Raw genomic sequence first — 25132 nt, 5'->3', positions numbered from 1 at the left:
TCCCCTCGGAAGCGACGTCGCACCGCGTGCGTGGTTAGGTAAGGCGGATGTGCACTCCGGGTTCGCTCAGACAGGGTTGGGCGTGTCGGTTGACCCGCCAGGATCATAGATGCGTAGCGCCGCACCCAAGGGGGCAACTCGCCAATACATCCCTTGCGGATTGGGCGCTCTTGCACGGAGTCGTGCCCGTTCTCGCAACTCGATCGAATCTCGGTGGGGGAGCTCAGCGCTCCCTGCTTTGCGCTCTCTGCACTCGAACCATCAATGCGGACCCGACGATTGCTATGACCGCGAGAAAGGTGGGAAACGCCCAGTTCCCACCATTGCCAGCGGCGAGCACCACGCTGAACCCGAACACGGCAGCCGCCGCAAGCGAGACCGTAATGGGTGCGGTTCGCCTCATCTTCGCCTGAGTTGCGGCCATGGTTCCTTTTTTACACCCGCACTAGGCGCGCGGCCTGCTGAACGCCGTTGCACCGCCCGCAGCCGAGGTCGACTCCAGACCGAAGTACCGGCTGAACCTCAAATGGCGTACCGCTCTGCTCTCCAGCACATGGCGGATTAACGACAAGCCGGGTTGCTGTGTGGGTCCGACCGGCGAGTGGTCACCAGCGCCGACTGAGACGCACGGGACCTTCGTGAGTGGTCCTGAGCGCCGACTGAGGCGCCGGTTGCGTTTGCACGGCCTCCGGGAGCAGCCGCGCGGCATGGCTATGGCCTAGGCGTCACCCTGCGCGCCGTCGTCCGCATCCGGTACCCACTCCAGGATGTCCCCCGGCTGGCAGTCGAGCACCCTGCAGATCGCCTCGAGCGTCGTGAAACGGATCGCCTTGGCCCTGCCGTTCTTGAGCACCGCAACATTTGCGGGCGTGATGCCCACGGCGTCCGCGAACTCCGCGACCGACATCTTGCGCTTGGCGAGCAGCACGTCGATCGAGACGACGATGCCCATCAGACGACCTCGTCCAGCTCGCCCTTGTGCTGGACGGCGGTCTGGAGCAGCCCACGCATGACCATAAGGATGAGCGCCACGGTGCTCACAGCAACCGTCGCACCCATCAGGGTGACGGGCACGGTGATGGGGCCGAGCCCCTCGATGAACGTCGCGTCGATAGTCACGATCGCGACGAGCGCGGTGGCCACCCATGCGGAGTTCACCATGAGAGTGACCCACTTCAGGGCAGCCGCGTCGAAGATCCTCCCCCGCTCGACCATCCCCGCGAGCTTCCACGTGGCCACGAGGATCAGCTCGGCGCAGGCAACGGTCGCAATCGCGAGCGCGGCGTACGGAACGGCGAGGTAGTTCACCTCGGGGAAGTCCTGGGCCTCGGCCCACGCGATCCACGGGATAAACACGACCTGGGCGAGCAGTCCGCCGGCGAAGAGGATCACGATCAGTACCTTGAGAAGACTCAGCATCCATCTGTTCATGAATCGATTATCGATAGATATCTATCGTCTGTCAATACTCAAGCGCCCTCGCCTACCCCCATCTTCCGCCAGCGGCTCAATCTGTACCGGTTGTCGGCCCCATCTCCCGCAAATGGCTTGATTCGTACCGACCGACGCTGCGTACCGGGCCGACGCTTGGAGGCTGGCCGATGTTCGGGCGGGGGTTCGCACAGGCCACTATGAAGGCTCCACTTCACCCGCCAGGGTTCCCGCGCGCTTACGAGGCACGGCGAGACGACGTGTGAGAACGTGGTCTGAGGAAACCGAGGAGGCACGGATGGCAGCGCCCGACCACATCACCACTCCCCTGCGCATCGTCGTTGCTCTCGACTCCTTCAAGGGTTCCGTCACCAGCGCGCAGGCGTGCGCGGCCGTGCGTGAGGGCTCCTTGCGCGCGGCTCCCGACGCTATTGTCACCGTCGCCCTCGTGGCCGACGGCGGGGAGGGCACGCTCGATGCCCTTGCCCGTCTGGGACGGCCGGGCGCCGTTGACACGATCGACCTGCGCGGACGTCCGCTGCGCGCCGCCCACGTCATGCTCGGTGATACCGCGGTGATCGAGTCCGCGACCACCGTGGGACTCGGGTTGCTTGACGACGTGTCGCCCGCGTCCGCTCGCCGCGCGCACTCGTACGGCCTGGGTCTGCAGCTTGCCCGCGTCGCGGAATTGGAAAACCCCTCGCTCATACTTGTGGGACTCGGCGGGACCGGGTGCACCGACGGCGGCACGGGCGCCCTGCTCGCACTCGGCGCCAGGATGTGGGACGTCTCGGGGACGGAACTCTTCGCGGGCGACGGAGTTCCCGATGCCAATCCCCTGTTGGCGAGACCCGTGCGCGTGCTCCTTCCACCGACCCTTGCGTGCGCGGTCATCGGGCTGGCCGACGTGAACTCGCCCTTGCTCGGCCCCTCCGGCGCCGCCCGCATGTTCGGTCCGCAGAAGGGAGCCGACGCCCCCCTGGTCGCCGAGTTGGAGTACGCGATGGAGGGCTGGGCCCTCGCGCTGCGCGAGGCGGGGGCCGAGGTCTCCGGCGTTCCTGGGGCCGGTGCGGCCGGCGGCTTGGGGGCCGCGATCCTCACGCTCGGTGGGCGCATCGAGCCCGGACTTCAGCGCATCGTGGCCGAGACGGGGATGGGCGCAGCGCTCGCCGGGGCCGACCTCGTGATCACGGGCGAGGGCAGCCTCGACGCCCAGACGGCAAGGGGCAAGGTGCCCGACGCGATCGCACGGCTAGCGAAGTCGAGCCCGCCCGGTGGGCGCGTACCCGTGGTGGTCGCGCTCGCGGGACGGGTTGAGGGCGACGACCACGGCGCTCTCGACGCAACCTTCTGCATCCACCCCCGACCGCGCCCACTTGCCGAGGCGATGAACCCCGAGGTGACCTTGGCGGAACTTTCGGCGACCGCCGAACGGGTGGTGAGGGACTTCGCTGCGGGGATGGCTCTTTAGCTGCGCGGACCGCGCTACCTCTTGAGTCCCGGGCGCTTGGCCAGCAGCCCCGAGATCACGCGCCAGCCAATGAGGAACGACGCCAGCACTAACCCGGCGACCACCACAAAAGAGACCTCCACGCCCTGGCCGCTCGCCACGCGCAGCAACATGCCTCCTACTAGGGTCGACGCCCACACGACGACCCCCGTGGGGCGCCAGGCGCACGGCTTGCTCCACCCCTTGGCGATGACCCAGCCGATCGCGGCGCCCGCCAGGAAGGGCCACACCGTGGTCGCGAGGCCCAAACCGGCCCGGCCAAGGATCCCCTCGTCGTGGTTCGCGCGACCCACCGCGGCGAAGAGAACGATGGCACCCGCATCGAGCGCCGCCGCGCCGCGAATTGCCTGGCGGATGTTCATGAGACTCCTCGTCGAACGGGGGGGTGCGACCGTGGCCGACCGATGCGCTTAGCCGCCCTGGTACGGGCTGACGACCACGTCGACGCGCTGGAACTCCTTGAGCTCCGAATAGCCCGTGGTGGCCATCGAGCGGCGCAGCGCACCCATGATGTTGGTGGTGCCATCGGTGTGAGTGCCAGGGCCAAAGAGGATCTCGTCGAGCGGCGCGACCGTGCCGACGTGCACGCGCTCGCCGCGAGGCAACTCGATGTGGTGCGCCTCGGGGCCCCAGTGGTAACCGCCGCCCGGCGCCTCCTCGGCGCGGGCGAGTGCCGCACCCAGCATGAACGCGTCGGCGCCACAAGCGATGGACTTGACCATGTCTCCCGAGCGGCCCAAGCCGCCGTCGGCGATTACGTGGACATACCGGCCGCCCGACTCGTCGAGGTAATCGCGGCGAGCCGCGGCGACGTCGGCCACCGCAGTGGCCATCGGCGCGTGAATGCCGAGCGAGGTGCGCGTCGTCAAGGCCGCGCCACCGCCAAAGCCGACGAGCACGCCCGCGGCGCCCGTGCGCATGAGGTGCAGGGCCGCCTGGTAGGTCGAGGCGCCGCCGACGATGACGGGGACGTCGAGGTCGTAGATGAACTTCTTGAGGTTGAGGGGCTCGCCCACTGCGGACACGTGCTCCGCCGAGACGGTGGTGCCGCGGATGACAAAGATGTCGACGCCGGCCTTGAGAACCGTCTGGTAAAGCTCCTGGGTCCGGTGGGGAGACAACGCACCGGCCACGGTGACGCCCGCGGCTCGGATCTCACCAAGTCGCGCCGAGATGAGCTCGGGCTTGACCGGTTCGCGATAGATCTCTTGCATGCGCGCGGTCGCGGCCTCGCGGGGAAGCGACGCGATCTCCGCAAGCTGAGCGGTCGGATCCTCGTACCGAGTCCACAAGCCCTCAAGGTCGAGCACCCCAAGTCCGCCCGCCTTGCCCAAGGCGATCGCGGTCGCCGGGGACATCACGGAGTCCATGGGAGCCGCAAGCACGGGGATCTCGAAGCGGAACGCATCGATCTGCCACGCGAGAGACACCTTCTCGGGGTCGCGCGTGCGCCGCGAGGGCACAATCGCCACATCGTCGAAGGAGTATGCCCTGCGTCCGCGCTTGCCGCGCCCAATCTCGATCTCGTTTGTCACGGCATCCAGCCTACCGGTCGGGCGACGGGAGGTATCCGTGGCACCCGAAGTGCTCCCCACCCGACGGCGCCCTGCCGCGCCCTGCCGCGCCCTACGCGCTATCCGCACATGACACACGGTGTCGCGGCCGTTTCCTTGCGTGATGTGCCGATAGCGCGTGATGTCGTCACCCGTCGGTGGGTCGTGCCAGGCTGGGGGCATGAGCTGGCTTGACGGACCAATGGTGGGATTCGACACCGAGACCACGGGTGTGAGCACCACCACCGACCGGATCGTGACGGCGGCGCTGATCCGCCGCGAGGGCGAAAGGGTCGAGACGCGCACGTGGCTCATCGACCCCGGCGTCGAGATTCCCGCACGAGCCACCGAGGTGCACGGCATCACCACCGAGCAGGCGCGCGCCGAGGGCGTGCCTCCAGAAGGAGCCCTCGAGGAGATCGCCGCGGCACTCGCCGAGGCGCTCACGGCCAGCGTCCCCGTGGTGGGCTTCAACGTCCAATACGACCTGAGCATCCTTGACGCCGAGCTCTCCCGCCATGGATTGCCGACGCTCGGCCAACGTCTTCCCGGCGGCGTCAGGCCCGTGGTCGACCCGCTCGTGCTCGACAGGCACCTCGACAAGTACCGGAAGGGCCCGCGCAAACTCATCGACATGTGTCACATCTACGTGGTGCCCGTCGACGCGGACAGCCTTCACGCGGCGGATGCCGACGTGCTCGCGACGCTGGACCTCGTTCACGCGATCGCGGACCGCTACCCCACCGTCGGCCAGACCGATCTGCCCGCATTGCACGATCAGCAGGCCGAGGCCCACCGCGTGTGGGCGGTGCGGTTTGGGGCCTGGCTCAAGTCCAAGGGCACCATCGACGATCTGCCACGGCCCGACTGGCCGGTGCCCATCGAGGCCTCGGAGGCTGCGCAAGACAACGACGCGCTCTTCTAGCGCAGGGAGCGGGAGAGACCATGACGGAGCAGCAAGTCACCCACGGCGCCGGGCCTCTCGACGACGCGCACGCGCAACTGGCCGAGGCGGCCGCGCACCTGGGACTGAGCGAGGGCACACACCGCATGCTCGCCGCGTCGAGGCGCGAACTCATGGTCACCGTACCCCTCAAGCGCGATGACGGCTCCATTGCGGTCTACAAGGGCTACAGGGTGCAACACAACTACTCGCGCGGCCCCGCCAAGGGAGGACTCCGCTACGCGCCGGGTGTCGACCTGAACGAGGTGCGCGCCCTCGCGATGTGGATGACCTGGAAGTGCGCGCTGCTCGACGTGCCATACGGCGGAGCCAAGGGCGGCATCGCCATCGACCCTCGCGAGCACTCCCTTCCCGAGCTTGAGCGCGTCACGAGGCGTTACACCTCGGAAATTCTGCCGATCATCGGCCCCACTGTCGACATCCCTGCACCCGACATCGGCACCGACGAGCAGACCATGGCCTGGATCATGGATACCTATTCGGTGGCCGTGGGCCACACGGTTCCGGGAGTGGTGACGGGAAAGCCGGTCAGCCTCGGGGGTTCCTTGGGGCGCGCGCTGGCGACGTCCAGAGGTGTCGCACACGTGGCCGCTCTCGCGATGCGCACGCGCGGTATCGACCCAACGCGCGCCACCGCCGCGGTCCAGGGCTTCGGCAAGGTGGGCCACGGCGCTGCGCAGCTGCTCGCCGAGCACGGCGTGCGCGTGGTGGCCGTCTCCGACATCGACGGCGCCATCTACGCGCCGGGGGGGCTGGACACGGCGGCACTTACCATCCACGCCGCGAGCACCGGCTCGGTGAGAGACTTCTCGGGCGCCGAGAACATCGACGCGACCGAACTCCTGGCGCTCGACGTTGACGTGCTCGTTCCCGCGGCCGTCGAGGGCGTGCTGACGGCGGACACCGCTCCGCTGGTGAAGGCGAGCATCGTGGTGGAGGGCGCCAATGGACCCACGACCAAGGCGGCCGACGCGATCCTCGCCGCGCGCGACATCCTCGTCGTTCCCGACATCCTCGCGAACGCGGGAGGCGTGGTGGTGAGCTACTTCGAGTGGGTGCAGGCGAATCAGGCGTGGCAATGGAGCGAGGACGACGTCAACGCGCGCCTGGCGGACAAGATGGACAGGGCCTGGCACGACGTCTCGGCGTATTCCGTCGAGCACGCGATGACGCTGCGCCAGGCCGCGACGGCGCTCGCCGTGCGCCGCGTCACCGATGCCCACCGTCTGCGCGGGCTCTACCCGTAATCGCGCGGCGCGACCTACCCCACCAGCACCCGCACGAGCATCCCGAGCGACATCACCACGATGAGCACCCTGATCACCAGGGGCTTCACTCGGAACAGCACGTGCGACGCGACATACGCGCCTAGCAGCTGCCCGCCGATCATCGCGGCTCCTGCGGCCCACACCAAGTGTCCCGCCACCAAGAACACGGCGAGCGCAGCCACGTTGGTCGCAAAGTTCAGCGTCTTGGCCACGGCGGTGGACTGCACGAGCGGCCGCGCCCTGAGCGCCACGCCCGTGAGGGCGAACAGCGAGCCCGTACCAGGCCCAAACGCCCCGTCATACGCGCCGATCGCGGGAACCACGCCGCCGTCAAACACGCGCGAGCCGATGCGCGGCTGGGCGGGAGGCTCGTGGGCGCGGGGCACGAAGAGGAAGTACGCGGCGATCACGGCGAGCACCACGGGGATCAGCACTCGCAAGCCGTCGGTGTTGACCCACTGGATGGCGACCGACCCTGCCACCGAGCCGCCAAAGGCGAAGATCATCGGCCAGCGCACATCGGGCCACGACACCCGCCCGCGCCGCAACACCTGGTAGGTCGCCATGCCGGTGCCGAAGGAACCCTGGAACTTATTTGTGCCAAGGGCCGCGAGCGGAGGCACCCCGGCGAGCAGTAATGCTGGAAGGGTCAACAGGCCGCCGCCACCTGCGAGCGTGTCGAGAAACCCCGCCACCAAAGCCACTACCGCAAGAAGCGCGAGTGCATTCCAGCTGAGCGCCACCGCTAATTGTTGCCGGAGTAGTTGGGCGCCTCGACCGTGATTTGCACGTCGTGCGGGTGACTCTCCTTGAGCCCCGCGGGCGTGATGCGGACAAAGCGCCCCTTGGACTGCAGCTCTGGGATCGTCCTCGAGCCCACGTAAAACATGGACTGGCCCAGGCCCCCCACCAGCTGGCGCACCACAGAAGACACGGGACCCTTAAACGGGACACGCCCCTCGATGCCCTCCGGGATCAGGTCGTCGTCGCTCGGCGCATCGGCTTGAAAGTAGCGGTCCTTGGAGTACGAGCGACGCCCGCGCGATGCCATCGCGCCCATCGAACCCATCCCTCGGTAGCTCTTGAACTGCTTGCCGTTGACCAGCACCAGGTCACCCGGGGTCTCGTCGCAGCCCGCGAACAGCGAACCAAGCATCACGGACGATGCGCCCGCCACCAAGGCCTTGGCGATGTCGCCCGAGTACTGGAGGCCGCCGTCGGCAATGATGGGCACTCCCGATGCGCGCGCGGCGAGCGACGCCTCGTAGACGGCGGTCACCTGCGGGACGCCCACTCCTGCGACCACACGCGTGGTGCAAATCGAGCCGGGGCCTACTCCCACCTTGACCGCGTCGACGCCTGCGTCGACGAGCGCCTGAGCGCCCGCGCGGGTCGCGACGTTGCCGCCAATGATCTGGACGTCCTTGGTCGCCGGATCGGACTTGAGGCGCTTGATCATGTCGATCATGGCTTGAGCGTGCCCATGCGCGGTGTCCACCACCAGCGCGTCCACGTCGGCATCAACAAGCGCCAACGCACGTTCCCAGGCGTCGCCGTAGAAGCCGACAGCCGCCGCAACCCGCAAGCGACCCTCGGGATCCTTGGTAGCCCTCGGGTACTTTTCGGTCTTGACGAAGTCCTTGACGGTGATGAGTCCCGTGAGGCGACCCGCGGCGTCAACGAGAGGAAGCTTCTCGACTCGGTGCTTGGCCAGCAGTTCGGAGGCCGCCGCGTTGGAGACGCCCTCCGGTGCAGTGATGAGCGGCATGGCCGTCATTTGGTCGCGCACAAAGCGGCCCGCATAGTCGCTGGGCGACACGAAGCGCATGTCCCGATTGGTGATGATTCCCACCAAGGTGCCCGCAGCGTCGACGACCGGCAGTCCCGATACGCGGTACCGCGCGCACAGCGCGTCGAGCTCCGCAAGGGTGGCGTCGGGTCCGACGGTGACGGGGTCGGTAATCATCCCCGACTCGGACCGCTTGACTGTCACCACCTGTTGGGCCTGATCCTCGATCGACAGGTTGCGATGCAGCACGCCGATCCCGCCGAGCCGCGCCAGCGCAATTGCCATGCGCGCCTCCGTCACGGTGTCCATCGCCGCGCTCAGCAACGGAACCTCGATCTCGATACCGCGTGTGAGGCGCGTCTTGGTCGACACCTCGGAGGGGATGACGTCGCTCTCGCCGGGAAGAAGGAGGACATCGTCATATGTCAGACCGGTGAACCCGAAGGGGTCGTGCTCGCTGGAGGCCATGGCCCAAGTCTAGGGCGCGCGGTCGCGAGTCGAGTTCGGCAAGGCATGGCGAGGACATCGAGGCTCTTACCGGGATGGGTTCGCGAAAACAAGTGCAGGTACCCCCATAAATTGGGGGTTCCCACGGAGCCTCCAAAGGAGTAGAAACGGAGATGTAGGAAGCGAGCAGCCCGACAGCCGTGACCATCTCATTAGTCCGGTCTACGGTGAATATGTCTCTGGCTGGACGCCAGGGGCGGTCCCGGGTCAAAGACGACGCGGGCGGGGCCCGCCGACCGAGGAGCACGATGGAGATGATCGCAACACTGCCGGCCCCCACTCAAGTTCAATGGGAGTGGCAGTACGAGGGTGCGTGTAGAGACGCGGACCCCGACCTTTTCTTTCACCCAGAGGGCGAACGCGGAGCTGCCCGGCGACGTCGCGCGGAGGCCGCGAAGCACTACTGCAACCGTTGCCCCGTGCTGGAGTTGTGTCGCGAGCGTTCGCTCACTGCACGCGAACCGTTTGGCGTGTGGGGAGGGCTGAGCGAGGACGAGCGCCATGCAATCCTCGCTGGCCGACTCAAGCAGGCCAGTTGACCACCTGCGAAGTTGGCCAATGCCGCGGCCACCTCTGACGCGACCCCCCTTGCGACAGCGGAGCGGCCCTGAAAACACGAAAGCCCCAGAGAGAAATCTCCGGGGCCTTCGTGCATGCGATCGCTAGATCGCGATTGAGAACAGACAGCGCCTAGTCGACGATGGCGAGAAGGTCACGCACGGACAGGATGAGGTAATCCTCACCCGCGTACTTGACCTCGGTGCCGCCGTACTTGCTGTACATCACGCGGTTACCCACGGCGACATCCAGCGGAATACGGTTGCCATTGTCATCGATGCGGCCGGGGCCGACCGCGACAATCTCGCCCTCTTGGGGCTTTTCCTTGGCAGTGTCAGGGATCACGAGACCTGAGGCAGTTGTCTTCTCGGCGGTCGCCGGCTTGACTACAACCTTGTCCTCGAGAGGCTTGATAGAGACCGACACAGCGGACCTCACCTTCCTTGAACGAGACGATGTGATTCGGCTACTTGCCCGCCGTCGCGGGGGTCGGGCTGTGGCCGCGTTCCCTTGAGGGAACATCAGCAATTTAGCACTCCCCGGCTGCGAGTGCTAACCGAACACTGCGCTTTCGCCACCCGTGAAACCCCGGGCATGCCAGGATCAATCCATGGAAGCAGACGCCGCTCGCCTTGCCACGTCCCCAGCGGCCCTGGCCCTCTTGGCTTCAATGCCGCCGTATGACCCCGCTCACGCGCTGACGTTGGCGAGCCAACTCCGCTCCGGCGGCGCTGATCCGGCCGTCGTGGCCGCGGCCATGACGCAGGCACGGCTACGCGCGGCCGCCGCGTCCAAGTTCGGCCCGTTCGCGGATGGCATGCTCTTCACTCAGGACGGGCTCGAACAAGCGACACGCCTCGCCGTCGCCGCTCACCATGCCAAGCGCTACCTCGATGCGGGTTTCGGCTCGGTGGCGGACCTCACGTGCGGCCTCGGTGCCGATTCGATGGCCTTCGCCTCCTTGGGGTTATCCGTGCTCGCCTTTGAGCGCGATGAGGCGACAGCCCTGCTCGCGGACCACAACCTGCGCCATTGGGACGACGCGCGTGTGGTCCACGCCGATGCAATGGCCACCTTGGCATCGGGCCACATCGATGCGGAAGCCCTCTTCGTGGACCCCGCGCGCAGGGACGGTCGCGGCCGAAGGCACGACCCGCGCGACTACTCTCCCCCTCTCGACGACATCCTCGACCTGCGGTCCACATGGCCGGACATGGGAATCAAATTGAGCCCCGCGCTTCCGCACAGCGCGGTGCCACCCGATACCGAGGCGCAGTGGGTCAGCATGGATGGCGACGTGGTCGAGATGGGTCTGTGGACGGGAAGGCTCGCGAGAACGCGCGGGCACTCTGCGCTCGTCCTGCGCGGGGGTTCCTCTCACCTCTTCGAGGGCGAGCCCTTACCTGGGGAGGTCGGCCCGCTTGGGGCCTACGTCTACGAACCGGACGGCGCGGTGATCAGGTCGGGACTCGTCGGGCCCATGGCGGCGACCGTCGGGGCGACGCTGATCGACCCTCACATCGCCTATCTCACGTGCGATGCACCTCTCTCGACGCCCTTCGCCACCGGATTCAGGGTCGTCGAGACGCTGCCGTACTCGGAGAAGCGATTGGCATCTGCGCTCGCCGCCAGGGGAATCGGAACCCTGGAAATCAAGAAGCGCGGGATGGACATCGACCCCGCAGCGCTGAGGCCTCGCCTCAAGCTCAAGGGAGACACGAGCGCGACCGTCATCCTGATACGTGTCGACGGCGCACGGTTGGCGATCATCGCGGAACGCGTCGAATCGCCGAACGCGTAGCCCGGCCCGTCACGCACCCATGATCAAGCTCGCCGCGATCGCGATCATGACCACGGCGATCGCGGCATCCAGGAACCGCCAAGCACGCGGTCCGGAGAGCCAGCGCCCCACGTACCTCGCTCCGTAGCCAAGCGCCGCGAACCACACCAGGCTCCCCGTCGCGGCGCCTGCGGCAAAGAGCCACTTTGCGTCGCCGTGGGCGGCGGCCACGGAGCCGACGAGGAACACCGTGTCGAGGTAGACGTGGGGGTTGAGCCACGTGAGCGCCACGCATGTGAGGGCAACGCGCGCGGCCGTTTCACCGCGCCGCGCCTCACTTCCCGACGGTGAGCCGTTTCCCGCCCGCGAAGAGTCGAGGCCATGATCCTCCGTGAACGCCCGACGCGCGGCAAGAAGGCCGTACGTCACCAAGAAGGCCGCGCCGGCCCAGCGCGCCGCCGTCAAGAGCCAAGGGAAGGTCGCCGCCGCCAAGCCGACGCCAGACACCCCCGCTGCGATGAGCAACGCATCGGACACCGCACAAATCGCGACCACGAGCGCCACGCGTTCGCGCCGCACACCTTGGCGGAGGACGAAAACGTTTTGCGCGCCGATCGCGACGATGAGCGACAGGCCAAGTCCAAGCCCCGCCAGGAACGTCATGCAGTCCCGCAAGCGGGGGGCATCCCCGCAACCGCCCACTGCCCCGTGGGCGTGACCGCGCCGGCGAGCACGTCCGCCAATCCCGCGAGCGCCTCATTCGACCGCCCATACAGCCCGACATAGACGCTCGCGGTCGACTTCGGAAGCCCCCAGGGGCCGTCCATCGCCACCACGACGTCGGCGCGACCAGAGCCCGTCGCCGAGCCGAGGAGGAGAATGGTCGTTCCGCCGCCCGTCGTGATGCCGTAGCCAGCCAGGGCGTCGGCGAGGGCCTGCCTCTCCCCCGGCCAGCCCCCCCTGATCGTGACGCTCGATCCCACATACGGCCCGGTGCACGACGCCGCTGACACCGTGGCGGCCGATGCCGCGAAGGCACGGGCGTAGTTAGCTCCGGAGTTCGATTCGACTGTCTTGGTATCAGAGGCCTCGGCGCGTCGTTGTTGGAGCGTCATCAGCGAGGACACGCGCGCGACGGCCTCGTCGAGCCGGTCGCGCGACAACGTTCCGTTCTGGACGGCGGCAATGATCGCCTGACGGGCGGCGGCGGGGTCACGAGGCATGAGCAAGAGGTCGGCGCCTGCGGCGAGAGCGGCGACCTCCGAGTCGCCGGGCGCGAAGGAATCGGTGATTGCCCCCATATTGAGGGCGTCGGTGACAACGACCCCCGTGAATCCGAGCGACTTCCTCACATACGCGTACGCCCGGGGGCTCACCGTTGCCGGCACTCCGCCCCATTCCGCCACCGCAATGTGCCCCATCATGACGACGGGTGCGCCGTCGGCAATCGCCTGGGCGAATGGCACCAAGTCGGCGGTCTCGAGCTGCGCCACGGTGGCGGTTTGGACGGGCACCGAGACGTGAGAGTCGGTGGTCACCGATCCATGACCTGGGAAGTGCTTGATCGCGGGGATGACGCCTCCCGCGAGCAGGCCCTTCACGGCCGCATCCACCGTGTCCGCCACACGCGCGGGATCCGAGCCCGCCGAGCGTACCCGAATCGTGGGATCGGCCAACCCCACGGTCACGTCAGCGTCGGGGGCCCAATCGACGTTTACTCCCAGCGCCCTCATGTCGCGGGCGGCGGACTCGTACGCGTTCGCCACCACCGTCTTGTCTGGGATCGAACCGGCCGCCATGAAGGCGGGAAGGCCCGGAATGACCCCGGAAAGTCGAGACACGGGCCCACCCTCCTGATCGGTCGACACGACCGCGGGCCAGCTGCGCCCGTCCTCGGCAGCGGCCGCCTGTACCGCGGCCGCGAGTGCCCCTACCTGGGAGGCGTCGGTGATGGCACCGCCCATCAGAATCACGCCCGCCAAGTGTTGCGCGCTGACCAGGGAGGCCGCGGTTGCGGGATCGGGGCTGCTCACTGTCGCGACGATCACCTGCCCGGCCGCCACATCGAGAGGAAGATCACTCGCCGTAGCAACCGCGTCCGCGTAGTCGACGACGGACGGCCCCCAAGCCAGATCCGCAGGCACCTCCAGGGGAGCCCTCTCCACCGGTGCGGCGATGGGTGCGACCACGGCGTCCGCCACGGCGGCTCCGTGGCCCTGCCCGCCCTGTCGCAACGCGACCCACGCCGCGGAACCTCCAGCAACCACCGCAATCGCGGTGGCCGCGGCGATGACCCTCGAGCGCCTCATACCGTGATGGTTTCGAGCGGCATCGACGAGTTCACACCGATCGTGAGCGCGCTCGGTGCCACGCCGCGCGCGACCACGGCGGCCCCAAGCGCGGCGATCATCGCCCCGTTGTCCGTGCAGTACTTGAGAGGCGGAATGCGCACCTCGATGCCTCGTTCAGCGCCCCTCGCGAGCGCGAGTTCTCGCAACTGACTATTGGCGGAGAATCCGCCGCCGATCACCAGGGTGTCCACCTCGTGCCTCTCGCAGGCATCGAGCGTCTTGGACACCAAGACGTCGGCGACGGCCGCGGCGAAGGAGGCGGCGACATCGGCCACCGGGATGGGCCTGCCTGAGTCCTCCGCGGCCTCGACCCAGCGGGCGACGGCGGTCTTAAGCCCGGAGAACGAGAAGTCGTAGGCGTGGCGCTCGCGGTCCTTCGGCAACGTCAGGGCGCGAGGGAACCTGATGGCGGTCGGATTGCCCTCACGAGCGAGCCTGTCGACGTGGGGCCCGCCCGGATAGGGCAGCCCCAGGAGCCTGCCGACCTTGTCGAATGCCTCGCCTGCCGCGTCGTCGAGGGTGTGTCCAAGCTCCGTGACGCGAGTCGCGATGTCGTCGACAAGCAAGAGGGACGAGTGCCCGCCCGAGACGACGAGGGCCATCGTGCGATCGGGAAAAGCGCCGTGGACAAGCTCGTCCACCGCGGCGTGGCCGATGACGTGGTTGACCCCATAGAGCGGGCGGTCGAGCGCGAGAGAGAGCGCCTTCGCGGCCGCGACTCCCACCGTCAGCGAGCCCACAAGGCCGGGGCCTGCGGCAACGGCGATCGCGTCGACATCGTCGAGCGAGCACCCCGCGCGGGCGAGGGCCTCCTCCACCGTAGGGACGAACGCCTCCAGATGGGCACGCGAGGCGACCTCGGGAATGATGCCGCCGAACCGGGCGTGCTCGTCCATAGAGGACGCCACAACGTCGGCAATGAGTTCGCGGCCGCGCACAAGTGCCACGCCCGTTTCGTCGCACGTGGACTCAAGCCCAAGGACCAGTTCCATGGAAGCAACTCTAGACGGCGAGGATCGTGCGAAAGGGCGGCAAGGAGCGAGCGGAGGCGTTCAGCGCGGTTGACCTCAGACCCGGGCCCTCGTGGGAGGACGTCGCGCGCATCTTCTAGGCCGGACGGTTCACGCGTTCGGCGTTTCCGGCACGTAGGGCCGCAGCTCCTTGCGCATGACGAGCGCATCGATGCCGCCAGGCTGGTAGTACTTGCGCCTCGTGCGCACGATTTCGAATCCGAGCGCCTCATAGAGCCCCAGCGCCGCCTCATTGTTGACTGCGACCTCGAGCCACGCATCGGGAGCCTTGTGCCGCGCGGCCTCGTCCAAGAACTCCCCCACGAGTACCTTCGCCAGGCCGCGACCCCTAAAGTCCGGAACGATCGCAAGGTTCATCAGGTGAAAGGCGTCTCCGTCGTAGCCGTACACCGCGTAGCCGGCCAGCGAACCGTCGATCTCCACTGCGCGGTACCGGCACGTGCCATATCGCCAATCCTCACGAATCAGCGCCTCCGACCACGCGGCGTTGGCAAAGAGGTCCCTCTCCACTTGGGCCATCCATGGCAGGTCGGCCTCGACGAGGTCCCTGATGCGCTCATCGGTCATGCGCCGTGCACGTCTGGCCTGCGCAAATAGAGCGGCTCGGTGGGCAAGTCTTCGCCCGCGGCCCGTCGGCGCACGGCCTCCTTGGCAAGCCACAGCGGGTCGGGGTCGGCGTCGATCGCGCCTGGAAAGGCGTCGGGGTACAGCACCGCTCCCCTGCCCACAACCATCTCGCCCTCCTCGACGAGTACCGACGCCGGGGTTCCGACCTCGGGGCCTGCGATTCGCAGCCCCCCCGCGTACCGGGCCCAGTACACCTCGCGCCGGCGCGCATCGGCCACGGCGAGCACGTCCCCGTGCTCCGCGCCGATGGCGTCAAGAGAACACACGCCCCATGCGGGAACCTTCCACGCGAGCGCGAGGGTCCGAGCCGTCACCAGACCGACCCGCAGTCCCGTGAACGGCGCGGGTCCCGTGCCCGCGACCACCGCGGTGATATCGGCGCGCGTGACACTCGCCTCGGCAAGCGCCTGGCGCACCAGGTCGCTCAACAGCTCGGCGTGGCCGCGCGGGGAAAACACGCTCGCTCGCCCGAGGGCCACCGTCGCGTCGGCGTCCGTGATCGCGACGGCAATGGCCGACGAGGTGTCGATCGCGACGATCATGACTGCCCATCCTCCGCTTGCGGCCACGGGCGCCCCTGCCAGGCGTCGCCGCTCGTGGTGACCGTCACGACTCGCTCGCCTGCGGCGGGATCCTCGCCCTCGGCGAAGGCGCCACGCGCGCGATCGATGGTGATGAGCGCGTGCCCGTCGGCCAGCGACTCTGCTTTGCCCTCGCCCCACTCGACCACGGTGACAGCCTCGTCGGTCGAATCGTCGAGGTCAAGGTGATCCAATTCGGCGAGAGATCCGAGCCTGTACGCGTCTACGTGCACCAGCCACGGCCCGTCGGCGGCGGGCTCGTGGGCTCGCGAGATGATGAAGGTGGGGCTCGCCACTTGGCCACGCACGCCAAGCCCCGCGCCGATGCCCTGAACGAGCGTCGTCTTGCCCGCGCCGAGCCCGCCTGCAAGGATCACCAGGTCGCCCGCCCTCAAGGCCTGCGCCATTGCGCGACCAAGCTCGCGCATGGATTCACCGTCCTTGATGCGATACCTCATGAAAACGTTTTGGGGCGCGAGCCACCAAAGCGGCACACGATCTCGTAGTCGATCGTGCCAACGGCGGTCGCCCAGTCCTGTGCGCTCGGGCCTCCGGGCCCGATGAGCGTCACCTCATCGCCGACGCACACCGTGGTGGCGGGTCCGAGATCGATCACGAATTGATCCATACACACGCGGCCCGCGATGCGATAGCGACGACCGCGCACGGAAACCTCCGCAACCGAGCCCGCGGCACGGAAGACTCCATCCGCATATCCGGCGCTGACCAGGCCAAGCGTGGTGGGGTGGACGGTCACATATTCGTGGCCGTAGCTCACTCCCTGACCAGCGGGAACATCCTTGACCAGGATGATCTCGCTCGTGACGCTCATCGCCGGCTTGAGGCCGAAGTTCTTGCCCTCGGGGTCCTCAACGGGAGGCAGCCCGTAGATGGCGATTCCCGGGCGGACCAGGTCGAAGTGCAGATCGGGGCGGGTAAGAGTGCAGGCCGAGTTGGCCAGGTGCCTCACCTCGAGTGCGATCGAGGCCTGTTGCGCGATCACGAGCGCCTGACGGAACACTCGCGCCTGCAGGTCAATCGTGGGGTGGCCAGGCGCATCGGCCCAGGCCAGGTGGGACCACATGCCGACCACTCGCACCAGGCCTTCGCGTTGCGCCGCCTTGACAAGCTCGAGGAGTCCTGGAAGTTCCGCAAGAGTGACGCCCTCGCGCCCTAATCCTGTGTCGACGGCGATGTGTACGCGAGGGCACGGCGCACCGTCTCGCGAGACCGCCACGATCTCGCCAAGCACCTCGGCCGAGCTCACAGACACGTCGACGCCCGCCTCGATCAGCTCGCGCGCTGGGAAGTCAGGGCCATAGAGCCACGTGAGGATGCGGCCCTCGTCGCCCAACGCCCGCAACTCGAGGGCCTCGTGTGGTTGGGCCACGCCCAACCAGGTGGCGCCTCCGGCGCGGGCAGCGCGGCCGGCCTCGACAAGGCCGTGCCCGTAGCCATCGGCCTTGACGACCGCCATCACCGCGGCAGTAGTCCGGCCCACGAGCGTCGCCACATTACTGGTGATCGCGTCGGTGTCAATCTTGACCGTCAGTCTGCTCACGTCGCCTCCGCAATCACTATGGCCGACGCCACCCCGGCGTCGTGAGAAAGGGACACATGAAACGTAGCAACTCCGAGCTCCTGCGCGCGCGCCGCCACGGTGCCGCTCACCTCAAGGCGGGGTCGGCCGGATCGATCACGCAGCACTTCGGCATCGCGCCACACCAGCCCTGCGGGTGCGCCGAGCGCTTTTGCGAGAGCCTCTTTGGCGGCCCAGCGGGCGGCGAGCGAATGGCGACCGAACTCTCGCTCCGCGGGGGTGAATACCCTCTCGAGGAACCGGGGGGAGCGCTCCACCGCGCGATCAAATCGTTCGAGTTCGACCACATCGATACCCACGCCGACGATGGCCATGCGCTATTCCACGGTGACGGACTTGGCGAGGTTTCGCGGTTGGTCAACGTCGAAGCCCTTGGCAGAGGCCAGCTCGAGAGCGAATATCTGCAACGGCACTACGGTCAGGAGCGGCATGAGAAGCGTGGGCGTCTGAGGGACCGTGAACAGGTGATCCGCATAATGGGCGGCCTCGGTGTCTCCCTCTTCCGCAATGACGAATGTCCGTGCGCCGCGCGCCCTGACCTCCTGGATATTCGAGATCACCTTGGAGTGCAGTACCTCCTTGCCGCGCGGGCTTGGCAAGACGATGAACACCGGCTGCCCAGGTTCGATCAGCGCGATGGGACCGTGCTTGAGTTCTCCCGCCGCGAACCCTTCGGCGTGAATGTACGCGAGTTCCTTGAGCTTGAGTGCACCCTCGAGCGCCACTGGGTAGCCGATGTGGCGGCCGAGGAAGAGGACCGTGCGCTCGTTGACCATCGAGTGGGCGAGCTCACGCACAGGCTCACTCGTATCCAACACGAGTTGGATCTTGGCTGGCATCTCGTTGAGTTCGGCAAGCAGCGCGGCGATCTCGTCGGGGAACTTGTTGCCACGCAACTCCGCGAGGTAGATGCCGAGCAGGTAAGAGGCGGCGATCTGGGCGAGGAACGCCTTCGTGGAAGCCACCGCAATCTCGGGTCCGGCGCGGGTGTAGAGCACCGCATCGGCTTCGCGCGCGATCGTCGAGCCTTGGACGTTGATGATCGCGACCACCGGCGCGCCTTGCTGCTGCGCGTGACGCACCGCCATGATCGTGTCCATGGTCTCGCCCGACTGGCTGAACGCTACGACCAGCGTCCGTACCGAGAGAACGGGGTCCCGGTACCTGAACTCATGCGCGAGCTCGACCTCGACGGGGATGCGGGTCCAGTGCTCGATCGCGTACTTGGCAACCATCCCGGCGTAGAAGGCCGTGCCGCACGCTACGACGATGATCTTGTCGACGGCCCCGAGCACGGTCTCGGCGATGATTCCCTCGTCGAGCTTGAGCTTGCCGCGTTCGTCGAGCCGGCCACGGAGGGTATCCGCCACGGCACTCGGCTGGTCGTGAATCTCCTTGTCCATGAAGGAGGCGAAGCCGCCCTTCTGCGCGGCCGATGCGTCCCACGTGACGGTAAACGGCTCGCGCGCGACGGGAGAGCCTCCCAGGTCGGTAATACTCACCCCCTCAGGGGTGATTTCGACAACCTCATCCTGTCCGAGTTCCAGAGCCGTCTTCGTGTACTCGATGAAGGCGACCACATCAGAGCCAAGGAAGTTCTCCCCATCGCCGATGCCGATCACGAGCGGAGAATTTCGCCTTGTCCCGACGACCACGTGGGGCTCGTTGGCGTCGATGGCCAGGAGAGTAAAGGCCCCCTCGAGCCTGCGAGCCACGGCGCGCATCGCGTCGACCAGACTCAAGCCCCCGTCGACGTAGCGAGCCAGAAGGTGCCCCGCCACCTCGGTGTCGGTGTCGGACAAGAACTGGACGCCAGACGCGAGCAACTCCGCCCTGAGCGGCGCGTAGTTCTCAATGATGCCGTTGTGAATGATCGCGATGCGCCCGCCTGCGGCGAGGTGAGGGTGGGCGTTCGCGTCCGTCGGCGAGCCGTGAGTCGCCCACCTGGTGTGGCCGATCGCGGCGGTGCCGTGCGGAAGCGGCGTCTCGGCGAGCAGTTTCGCGAGATTGGTGAGTTTTCCGGCCTTCTTGGCCATGGCGAGCACGGGGCTGCCCGGCACCACGACCGCAATCCCCGCGGAGTCGTACCCGCGATACTCCAGGCGTTCAAGTCCGCCCATGACCACACCCTCGGCCCTAGCACTCGGCTCGCCCGATCCGACATAGCCCACGATTCCGCACATGGGAGCGAGTCTAGTTTGCGTAGCGGCGCCGAGAGGTCGGCGCACTAAGAACTCCAGCCAATGCCCCACAATGGATGAGTGACCGCGAGGAACAACGACGCATTGGCGAGTCCATTTCTGTCGTTCACTCGTGCCGAGTGGGCGGAACTCGCCCACAACACTCCACTGCCCCTGACCGACGCGGACGTGGCCAGAGTTCGCGGACTCGGGGATCCGATAGACCTTGCCGAGGTCGATCAGATCTACCGGCCGCTGTCGCGATTGCTCACGCTGCACTCGGAGGCAGTCGGAGCCCTTCACCAGGCGACGAGCGCCTTCCTGGGTGAGCGCGCCTCGCGAACGCCGTTCGTGATCGGCATCGCCGGGTCGGTCGCCGTGGGCAAGTCGACGACGGCTCGCGTCTTGAGGGAACTGCTTGCCAGGTGGCCGTCTTCCCCGCGTGTGGAACTCGTGACGACAGATGGCTTCCTGCTCCCCAACGCGATCCTCGAGGAACGCGGGCTGATGGCCCGCAAGGGCTTCCCTGAGTCGTACGACAGGCAGGCGCTGCGCCACTTCATCGCGGCCGTGAAGTCGGGTGTGGCCGAGGTCAGCGCGCCGGTGTATTCGCACGTGACGTACGACATCATTCCCGACGAGTGCGTCACCGTGAGCCATCCGGACGTGCTCATTGTCGAGGGCCTCAATGTGCTGCAACCGGCCGCCGTGCGCACGCGTGAGAGCCCGGCCCTCGCCGTGTCGGACTACTTCGACGTCTCGATCTACGTCGACGCCGATCCCGCGCATGTGCGGGCCTGGTACATCGAGCGCTTCTTGTCGTTCAGGGCGACGGCGTTCGCGCGCGAAGACAGCTACTTCAAGAACTATGCATCGCTTACCGACACTCAGGCCGTCGAACGCGCCTCATTCATCTGGGACACCATCAACGCGCCCAACCTTGAGCGAAATATTGAGCCGACCCGCTCGCGCGCCACGATCATCCTCCGCAAGAGCAGGAACCATGCGGTGGAATCGGTCCACATGCGCAAGATCTAGCGGCGGGGCTCCCCGACGCGGCAACGGCGAGGGCGACGCAATCGTCACTCGCTGGCGGGCTCCTCGCGGTGCTCGATCTCTCCCGCGAGGTCGGGCATCTCTGGTGCCGTGAGGCCGAAGAGCGCCATGACCTTCTCGACGGCGAGGCCCAAGAGCACGCCTCCCGTGACACCGACCGCGATCGACAGGAGCAAGTTGTTGCCAAGCAGGCTCGCGGCCACGGTGCCGATGAGGATGCCCCAGGCCGCCCAGATTGACGTGGCAACGGCGTCGACGGCCATGAATCGCCGATGCGGATACCGCAGGGCGCCGGCGGTCAGGTTGACGGCCACGCGGCCCATCGGAATGAAGCGCGCCGCGATGATGTACAGCGCCCCCCTGTGCTCGAGCGAACGCTCGGCCCAGTCGAGCGCCGCAAGCACCTTGGGACGGCGGAAGAACTTGATCGAGCGCACGTCCAGGCGGGTGCCAATGAGGTACGCGGTCTGATCGCCACACCACGCGCCAGCCGCGGCCACGATGAAGAGGAAGACCAGGTTCGGGTGGCCGACGGATTGCCACGCCGAGGCGGAACCGATCACCACCGACTCGCTGGGAAATATGGGGATGATCGCGTCAAAGAGCGCGACCGCAAAGACCGAGGGGTACAGCCAGATCGACTCGACAAGGGACAGGATGCCCGAGTTGAGGTTCGCCGAGAGGTGGACCACCCAGTCCCAGAATGTGTTCACAGGGCCAGTCTGTCAGCCACCGTCGCCGCGAGAGAATCCGCGTGGGTCCGCGCGTTGTCCATCGTTTCCGCCTCGACCATGACCCTCACGAGCGGTTCCGTGCCTGAAGCTCGCAGCAAGACCCGACCGGCGTCGCCTAGTTCGGTGCGTACGCGGTCGACCTCACGGGTCAGTTCCTCATCGGTGTGGACGCGCGAGCGGTCAACCCCTGAGACGTTGACCAACACCTGCGGAAGCGTGGCGATGCCCGCCGCAAGGTCTCGCAACGGGCCTCCCGCCGCGACGGCGGACGCGAGAAGAAGCGAACTGAGGACCCCGTCACCGGTCGAGGCATAGCGGGACACGATGATGTGACCCGACTGCTCTCCGCCCAGCGTGTATCCGCCCTCGCGCATCGCCTCGAGTACATAGCGGTCGCCCACAGCGGTCTCAACGATGTCAATGCCTGCGTCCCTCATCGCGTGATGTAGGCCGAGGTTCGACATGACCGTGGCCACCATCGTTTGGCGATACAGCGAACCGGCGTCTCGCATCGCGAGCGCGAGCAAACCCATCATCAGATCGCCGTTGACGATCGCGCCGGTGTGGTCAACTGCCAGGCAGCGATCGGCATCGCCGTCATACGCGACGCCCATGTCCGCACCGTTGCTCACCACGGCCTCGCACAGTAGCCCCATGTGGGTGGAGCCCGCATTCGCGTTGATGTTGCGGCCGTCGGGCTCGCAGTGAATCGTGATGACGCGCGCCCCCGCGGCCCTGAGGGCCGCCGGGCCAATCGTTGACGCCGCGCCGTGAGCGCCATCGACCACGATCGTGAGGCCGCTGAGTGGTGCCTCGCGCCCGGCAAAGTCGGCGACCGAAGCGGCAAGGTGCACCACATAGTCCCCGCCAAGGTCACTCGCTACGGTGATATCGCCCACGTCGGCGCCGGTGGGTCGCTCCCACGGTTCCCCGATGCGCGCCTCGATGGCCTCCTCGACGGAGTCGGGAAGCTTGAGCCCGCCGCGCGCGAAGAACTTGATGCCGTTGTCGGGCATCGGGTTATGCGAGGCAGAAATCACCACGCCGAGATCGGCGCCGGTGGAGCCCGTCAAGTGCGCGATGGCCGGGGTCGGGATAGTTCCCACATCGAGCACGTCGACGCCCGCCGACGCCAGTCCCGCCGCCACTGCGGACGACAGGAATTGGCTCGACACACGGGTGTCACGCCCAAGGACTGCACGCGGTCGATGGCCCGAAAACTCGCCACGTTCGGCAAGAACGTGGGCGGCAGCGACGGCGAGGTCGAGCGCAAGCTCGGCCGTGATATCCCTGTTTGCCAGCCCACGGACGCCGTCCGTGCCGAACAGCCGCGCCATGCGCGCCTCCCGGTTAGCGCTTCGAGTACTGAGGGGCGCGACGGGCCTTCTTGAGACCCGCCTTCTTGCGCTCCACCACGCGAGGGTCACGGGTCAGGAACCCGGCCTTCTTGAGCGTGGCACGGTTGTGCTCGAGGTCAATGGCGTTGAGCGCACGAGCGACGCCGAGGCGCAGCGCGCCTGCCTGGCCGGAGGGGCCACCGCCGCCGATGCGGGCGTGGACATCGAACTTCTCCTCGATGTCCAGGACCGCGAACGGTGAGTTCACGAGCTGCTGGTGCACCTTGTTGGGGAAGTAGTTGTCAAGGTCGCGGCCGTTGATGGTCCACTTGCCGGTGCCCGGAACCAGACGCACGCGGGCGATGGCCTGCTTGCGACGGCCGAGGCCAGCTCCTGGAGCAATCTCGGAGACGCCCTTGCCGCGCACGGGCGCGGTCTCGGAGGTGTACTCCGTGGGGGTCTCTTCGGTCGCGTCTGCAACGGTTTCGGTGGAGGTCTCGACCTCGGGGGTTACGTCTGACATGTCACTCAATCCTTGTCCAGCGCCTTACTGCGCAACCTGGGAAATCTCGAATTGCTGGGGCTGCTGCGCGGCGTGCGGGTGCTCGGCACCTGGGTACACCTTGAGCTTGGAAATCTGCGCCTTGCCCAGCTTGGTACGAGGCAGCATGCCCCTCACGGCGTTTTCGATCACGCGTGTGGGGTTGGTCGCGAGCAACTCGCCGATCGCCTTGGTCTTGAGGCCGCCCGGGTAACCCGAGTGGCGGTAGACCATCTTGTCGGTGAGCTTCTTGCCGGTCAGGGCAACCTTCTCGGCATTGATGACGATGACGAAGTCGCCGGAGTCGACGTGAGGCGCAAAGGTCGCCTTGTGCTTGCCACGAAGGAGCACTGCGACCTGAGAGGCCAGACGACCGAGGACCACGTCAGAAGCATCGATGATGTGCCAGGTCTTGGTCACATCACCCGGCTTGGGAGAAAACGTACGCACTATGAAGCCTTCTACTCTGTGAAAACGGTGGCACGATGCGGTGCATCGAACGGTCGGAGGGTCCTGCGGCGGCGATTGAGACTGCACCGGTCACGTGGAACGCACAACGACCGGCAAGTCTACCGTCGGCTTTGCGCTCCGGTCAATTTGAGTCAAAGCGCACGCCTAAGTTCCAAGGAGGCGATGTTCACGACGTCAACGTACTTCACTCGTGAAGCGTCGGCGTCAGGGTCATCCCCTCCGTCAGGATTGTTTCTCAGAATAGCCGCATACGACTGCCCCGATTGGCCAACGACGGAGATCCGAGGCCGCCTCGCCGCCGCCGTTCGGATCAGCAACGCCCGACGACACGCCACACGTCTGCGAAACTAGCCGCAGACTTCGACGCCACGTCGCGCGCGAGCGATCTGGGCGCGGGCGGCGAGTTCGGCGTCGGGTGGGTACAGCACCTCTTCGAGAGTCAGGCCCCGTGCGGGAGCCACCTCGATCGCGTCATCGCGGCGGTCCTTGGCGGCGAGCGCCGCGAGCCAGCCGAGGTCCCGCTTACCCGTTCCGATCGCCGTGACTGCCCCCACGAGGCTGCGCACCATCGAGTGGCAGAATGCATCGGCTCTCACCGTCGCGATCACCAGGCCTGCATCCGCGCCGGTCACCACGCGCTCCCAGGAAAACTGCTTGAGGTCCCTCACCGTCGTCGCGCCCTCACGCGGCTTGCAGAAGACCGCAAAGTCCCTCAGCCCAGCCAGGGTGGCCGAAGCTTCATTGAGCGCCTCCACGTCCAGGTCGCGGTCCGCCCACGTGACGTAGCGGCGGGTGAGGGGGTCCCTGCCTGCCTGGTTGTCCGCAATGCGGTAGATGTAGCGGCGCTCAAGAGCAGAAAAACGTGCGTCGAAACCCTCGTGCGCTGGCGTTGCCGAGTGGATCACGATGTCGTTTGGCAGCACGCCGCTGACGCGCTCGCGCAACACCTGGGCGGGGTCGTGCGTCGATCGCCCTCCGAGCCGCTGCCAAGAATCGGGGGTGATGTCGACGTGGGCGACCTGGCCCCGCGCATGAACGCCTGCATCCGTCCTGCCTGCGACCGTGACCCGCAGGTCCGAAGGCTCCAGTTGAGAGCCTTCAGGACCGCGCACGACGCGGCATAGAGCCCTCTCAAGCTCGCCCTGCACCGTCCTGAGCGCGGGCTGAACGCCCCATCCGCTGAAATTCGTCCCGTCGTAAGACAGATCGAGGCGGGCCCGCACCACGCCACCTATGGTGAACGTCATGGGACCCGCCTCGGAT

Annotated in this window: 28 protein-coding genes; 6 read left to right on the top strand and 22 right to left on the bottom strand. The window is 67.1% G+C overall.

What is annotated here, in order from left to right:
- Positions 1 to 223: 223 nt before the first annotated feature.
- The 3 genes from BKA03_RS03960 to BKA03_RS03950 all read right to left on the bottom strand — a co-directional run bounded on the left by BKA03_RS03960 (position 224) and on the right by BKA03_RS03950 (position 1431).
- A complete protein-coding gene (locus tag BKA03_RS03960; protein WP_062074547.1) occupies positions 224 to 424 on the bottom strand; it encodes a hypothetical protein in 201 nt (66 codons plus the stop codon).
- A 294-nt stretch (positions 425 to 718) separates the two neighbouring features.
- Positions 719 to 952: a helix-turn-helix domain-containing protein gene (locus BKA03_RS03955; protein ID WP_062074548.1), complete on the bottom strand. Its 234-nt coding sequence runs from the start codon at positions 950 to 952 to the stop codon at positions 719 to 721.
- On the bottom strand, positions 952 to 1431 hold the full coding sequence (locus BKA03_RS03950) for a DUF2975 domain-containing protein (RefSeq protein WP_083971338.1): 480 nt from the start codon (positions 1429 to 1431) through the stop codon (positions 952 to 954). The genes BKA03_RS03955 and BKA03_RS03950 overlap by 1 nt, the downstream gene beginning before the upstream one ends.
- Before the next feature lie 298 nt (positions 1432 to 1729).
- On the opposite strand from BKA03_RS03950, the gene BKA03_RS03945 reads away from it, so the two are divergent.
- Positions 1730 to 2902, top strand: a complete 1173-nt coding sequence (locus BKA03_RS03945; protein WP_083971341.1) for a glycerate kinase — start codon at positions 1730 to 1732, stop codon at positions 2900 to 2902.
- 14 nt (positions 2903 to 2916) lie between these two features.
- Here BKA03_RS03945 and BKA03_RS03940 read toward each other — a convergent pair whose 3' ends face one another.
- Both BKA03_RS03940 and BKA03_RS03935 read right to left on the bottom strand, forming a co-directional pair.
- Positions 2917 to 3303, bottom strand: a complete 387-nt coding sequence (locus tag BKA03_RS03940; RefSeq protein ID WP_062074550.1) for a DUF3054 domain-containing protein — start codon at positions 3301 to 3303, stop codon at positions 2917 to 2919.
- Positions 3304 to 3351: 48 nt separating this feature from the next.
- On the bottom strand, positions 3352 to 4476 hold the full coding sequence (locus BKA03_RS03935) for a GuaB3 family IMP dehydrogenase-related protein (protein ID WP_062074551.1): 1125 nt from the start codon (positions 4474 to 4476) through the stop codon (positions 3352 to 3354).
- Positions 4477 to 4675: 199 nt separating this feature from the next.
- Between BKA03_RS03935 and BKA03_RS03930 the strand changes: the two genes are divergently transcribed.
- Together BKA03_RS03930 and BKA03_RS03925 are read left to right on the top strand one after the other, a co-directional pair.
- The gene (locus tag BKA03_RS03930) at positions 4676 to 5419 is read left to right on the top strand and encodes an exonuclease domain-containing protein (RefSeq protein ID WP_062074552.1); all 744 of its coding nucleotides are present in this window, start codon (positions 4676 to 4678) and stop codon (positions 5417 to 5419) included.
- Between the two features lie 20 nt (positions 5420 to 5439).
- Positions 5440 to 6705 carry a Glu/Leu/Phe/Val family dehydrogenase gene (locus tag BKA03_RS03925; protein ID WP_062074553.1) on the top strand — a complete coding sequence of 422 codons (1266 nt, stop codon included), beginning with the start codon at positions 5440 to 5442 and terminating at the stop codon, positions 6703 to 6705.
- A 14-nt stretch (positions 6706 to 6719) separates the two neighbouring features.
- On the opposite strand, the gene BKA03_RS03920 is transcribed toward BKA03_RS03925, so the two are convergent.
- Positions 6720 to 7469 carry a TSUP family transporter gene (locus tag BKA03_RS03920; RefSeq protein ID WP_062074554.1) on the bottom strand — a complete coding sequence of 250 codons (750 nt, stop codon included), beginning with the start codon at positions 7467 to 7469 and terminating at the stop codon, positions 6720 to 6722.
- A gap of 2 nt (positions 7470 to 7471) precedes the next feature.
- Complete coding sequence (gene guaB / locus BKA03_RS03915) at positions 7472 to 8983, bottom strand: IMP dehydrogenase (protein WP_062074555.1); 1512 nt, start codon at positions 8981 to 8983, stop codon at positions 7472 to 7474.
- A gap of 287 nt (positions 8984 to 9270) precedes the next feature.
- Here guaB and BKA03_RS03910 point away from each other — a divergent pair, with 287 nt between their 5' ends.
- Positions 9271 to 9561 (top strand): WhiB family transcriptional regulator, encoded by a 291-nt coding sequence (locus tag BKA03_RS03910; RefSeq protein ID WP_062074556.1) that lies wholly within the window; start codon positions 9271 to 9273, stop codon positions 9559 to 9561.
- Positions 9562 to 9712: 151 nt separating this feature from the next.
- Here BKA03_RS03910 and groES read toward each other — a convergent pair whose 3' ends face one another.
- The gene (gene groES / locus BKA03_RS03905) at positions 9713 to 10006 is read right to left on the bottom strand and encodes a co-chaperone GroES (protein ID WP_062074557.1); all 294 of its coding nucleotides are present in this window, start codon (positions 10004 to 10006) and stop codon (positions 9713 to 9715) included.
- Positions 10007 to 10190: 184 nt separating this feature from the next.
- On the opposite strand from groES, the gene BKA03_RS03900 reads away from it, so the two are divergent.
- Positions 10191 to 11381, top strand: coding sequence for a THUMP-like domain-containing protein (locus BKA03_RS03900; protein ID WP_062074558.1), 1191 nt, complete (start codon positions 10191 to 10193; stop codon positions 11379 to 11381).
- Positions 11382 to 11390: 9 nt separating this feature from the next.
- Here the strand turns inward: BKA03_RS03900 and BKA03_RS03895 are convergent, their stop codons facing one another.
- The 9 genes from BKA03_RS03895 to glmS all read right to left on the bottom strand — a co-directional run bounded on the left by BKA03_RS03895 (position 11391) and on the right by glmS (position 19733).
- Entirely contained in the window at positions 11391 to 12023 is a 633-nt protein-coding gene (locus BKA03_RS03895; protein WP_062074559.1) for a LysE/ArgO family amino acid transporter, read from the bottom strand.
- Entirely contained in the window at positions 12020 to 13669 is a 1650-nt protein-coding gene (locus BKA03_RS03890; RefSeq protein WP_062074560.1) for a glycoside hydrolase family 3 N-terminal domain-containing protein, read from the bottom strand. The genes BKA03_RS03895 and BKA03_RS03890 overlap by 4 nt, the downstream gene beginning before the upstream one ends.
- Positions 13666 to 14703, bottom strand: a complete 1038-nt coding sequence (gene tsaD, locus BKA03_RS03885) for a tRNA (adenosine(37)-N6)-threonylcarbamoyltransferase complex transferase subunit TsaD (protein ID WP_062074561.1) — start codon at positions 14701 to 14703, stop codon at positions 13666 to 13668. The genes BKA03_RS03890 and tsaD overlap by 4 nt, the downstream gene beginning before the upstream one ends.
- A 129-nt stretch (positions 14704 to 14832) precedes the next feature.
- Positions 14833 to 15309, bottom strand: coding sequence for a ribosomal protein S18-alanine N-acetyltransferase (gene rimI, locus BKA03_RS03880; protein ID WP_062074562.1), 477 nt, complete (start codon positions 15307 to 15309; stop codon positions 14833 to 14835).
- Positions 15306 to 15911 (bottom strand): tRNA (adenosine(37)-N6)-threonylcarbamoyltransferase complex dimerization subunit type 1 TsaB, encoded by a 606-nt coding sequence (tsaB, locus tag BKA03_RS03875; protein ID WP_062074563.1) that lies wholly within the window; start codon positions 15909 to 15911, stop codon positions 15306 to 15308. The genes rimI and tsaB overlap by 4 nt, the downstream gene beginning before the upstream one ends.
- On the bottom strand, positions 15908 to 16408 hold the full coding sequence (gene tsaE / locus BKA03_RS03870; protein ID WP_062074564.1) for a tRNA (adenosine(37)-N6)-threonylcarbamoyltransferase complex ATPase subunit type 1 TsaE: 501 nt from the start codon (positions 16406 to 16408) through the stop codon (positions 15908 to 15910). The genes tsaB and tsaE overlap by 4 nt, the downstream gene beginning before the upstream one ends.
- The gene (gene alr / locus BKA03_RS03865) at positions 16405 to 17511 is read right to left on the bottom strand and encodes an alanine racemase (protein WP_062074565.1); all 1107 of its coding nucleotides are present in this window, start codon (positions 17509 to 17511) and stop codon (positions 16405 to 16407) included. The genes tsaE and alr overlap by 4 nt, the downstream gene beginning before the upstream one ends.
- Entirely contained in the window at positions 17508 to 17864 is a 357-nt protein-coding gene (locus BKA03_RS03860) for a holo-ACP synthase (RefSeq protein WP_062074566.1), read from the bottom strand. The genes alr and BKA03_RS03860 overlap by 4 nt, the downstream gene beginning before the upstream one ends.
- Positions 17865 to 17867: 3 nt before the next feature.
- Positions 17868 to 19733, bottom strand: a complete 1866-nt coding sequence (gene glmS, locus BKA03_RS03855; protein ID WP_062074567.1) for a glutamine--fructose-6-phosphate transaminase (isomerizing) — start codon at positions 19731 to 19733, stop codon at positions 17868 to 17870.
- 78 nt (positions 19734 to 19811) lie between these two features.
- On the opposite strand from glmS, the gene coaA reads away from it, so the two are divergent.
- Positions 19812 to 20768, top strand: a complete 957-nt coding sequence (coaA, locus tag BKA03_RS03850) for a type I pantothenate kinase (protein ID WP_083971344.1) — start codon at positions 19812 to 19814, stop codon at positions 20766 to 20768.
- A 44-nt stretch (positions 20769 to 20812) separates the two neighbouring features.
- Here the strand turns inward: coaA and BKA03_RS03845 are convergent, their stop codons facing one another.
- The 5 genes from BKA03_RS03845 to truA form a co-directional block, all read right to left on the bottom strand.
- Positions 20813 to 21499, bottom strand: coding sequence for a DedA family protein (locus tag BKA03_RS03845; RefSeq protein ID WP_062074568.1), 687 nt, complete (start codon positions 21497 to 21499; stop codon positions 20813 to 20815).
- Positions 21496 to 22857, bottom strand: coding sequence for a phosphoglucosamine mutase (gene glmM / locus BKA03_RS03840; protein ID WP_062074569.1), 1362 nt, complete (start codon positions 22855 to 22857; stop codon positions 21496 to 21498). Before glmM ends, BKA03_RS03845 begins: the two co-directional genes overlap by 4 nt.
- A 13-nt stretch (positions 22858 to 22870) precedes the next feature.
- Positions 22871 to 23380: a 30S ribosomal protein S9 gene (gene rpsI, locus BKA03_RS03835; protein WP_062074570.1), complete on the bottom strand. Its 510-nt coding sequence runs from the start codon at positions 23378 to 23380 to the stop codon at positions 22871 to 22873.
- 24 nt (positions 23381 to 23404) lie between these two features.
- Complete coding sequence (rplM, locus tag BKA03_RS03830) at positions 23405 to 23848, bottom strand: 50S ribosomal protein L13 (RefSeq protein WP_062074571.1); 444 nt, start codon at positions 23846 to 23848, stop codon at positions 23405 to 23407.
- A 368-nt stretch (positions 23849 to 24216) separates the two neighbouring features.
- Positions 24217 to 25116, bottom strand: coding sequence for a tRNA pseudouridine(38-40) synthase TruA (gene truA / locus BKA03_RS03825; protein ID WP_062074572.1), 900 nt, complete (start codon positions 25114 to 25116; stop codon positions 24217 to 24219).
- Between the last annotated feature and the right edge of the window lie 16 nt (positions 25117 to 25132).

Source organism: Demequina lutea, from assembly GCF_013409005.1.
In the GTDB taxonomy this organism is placed as follows: Bacteria; Actinomycetota; Actinomycetes; order Actinomycetales; family Demequinaceae; genus Demequina; species Demequina lutea.
Note: the sequence above shows the minus strand (reverse complement) of the source record. Positions and strands in the feature narration are given on the sequence as shown.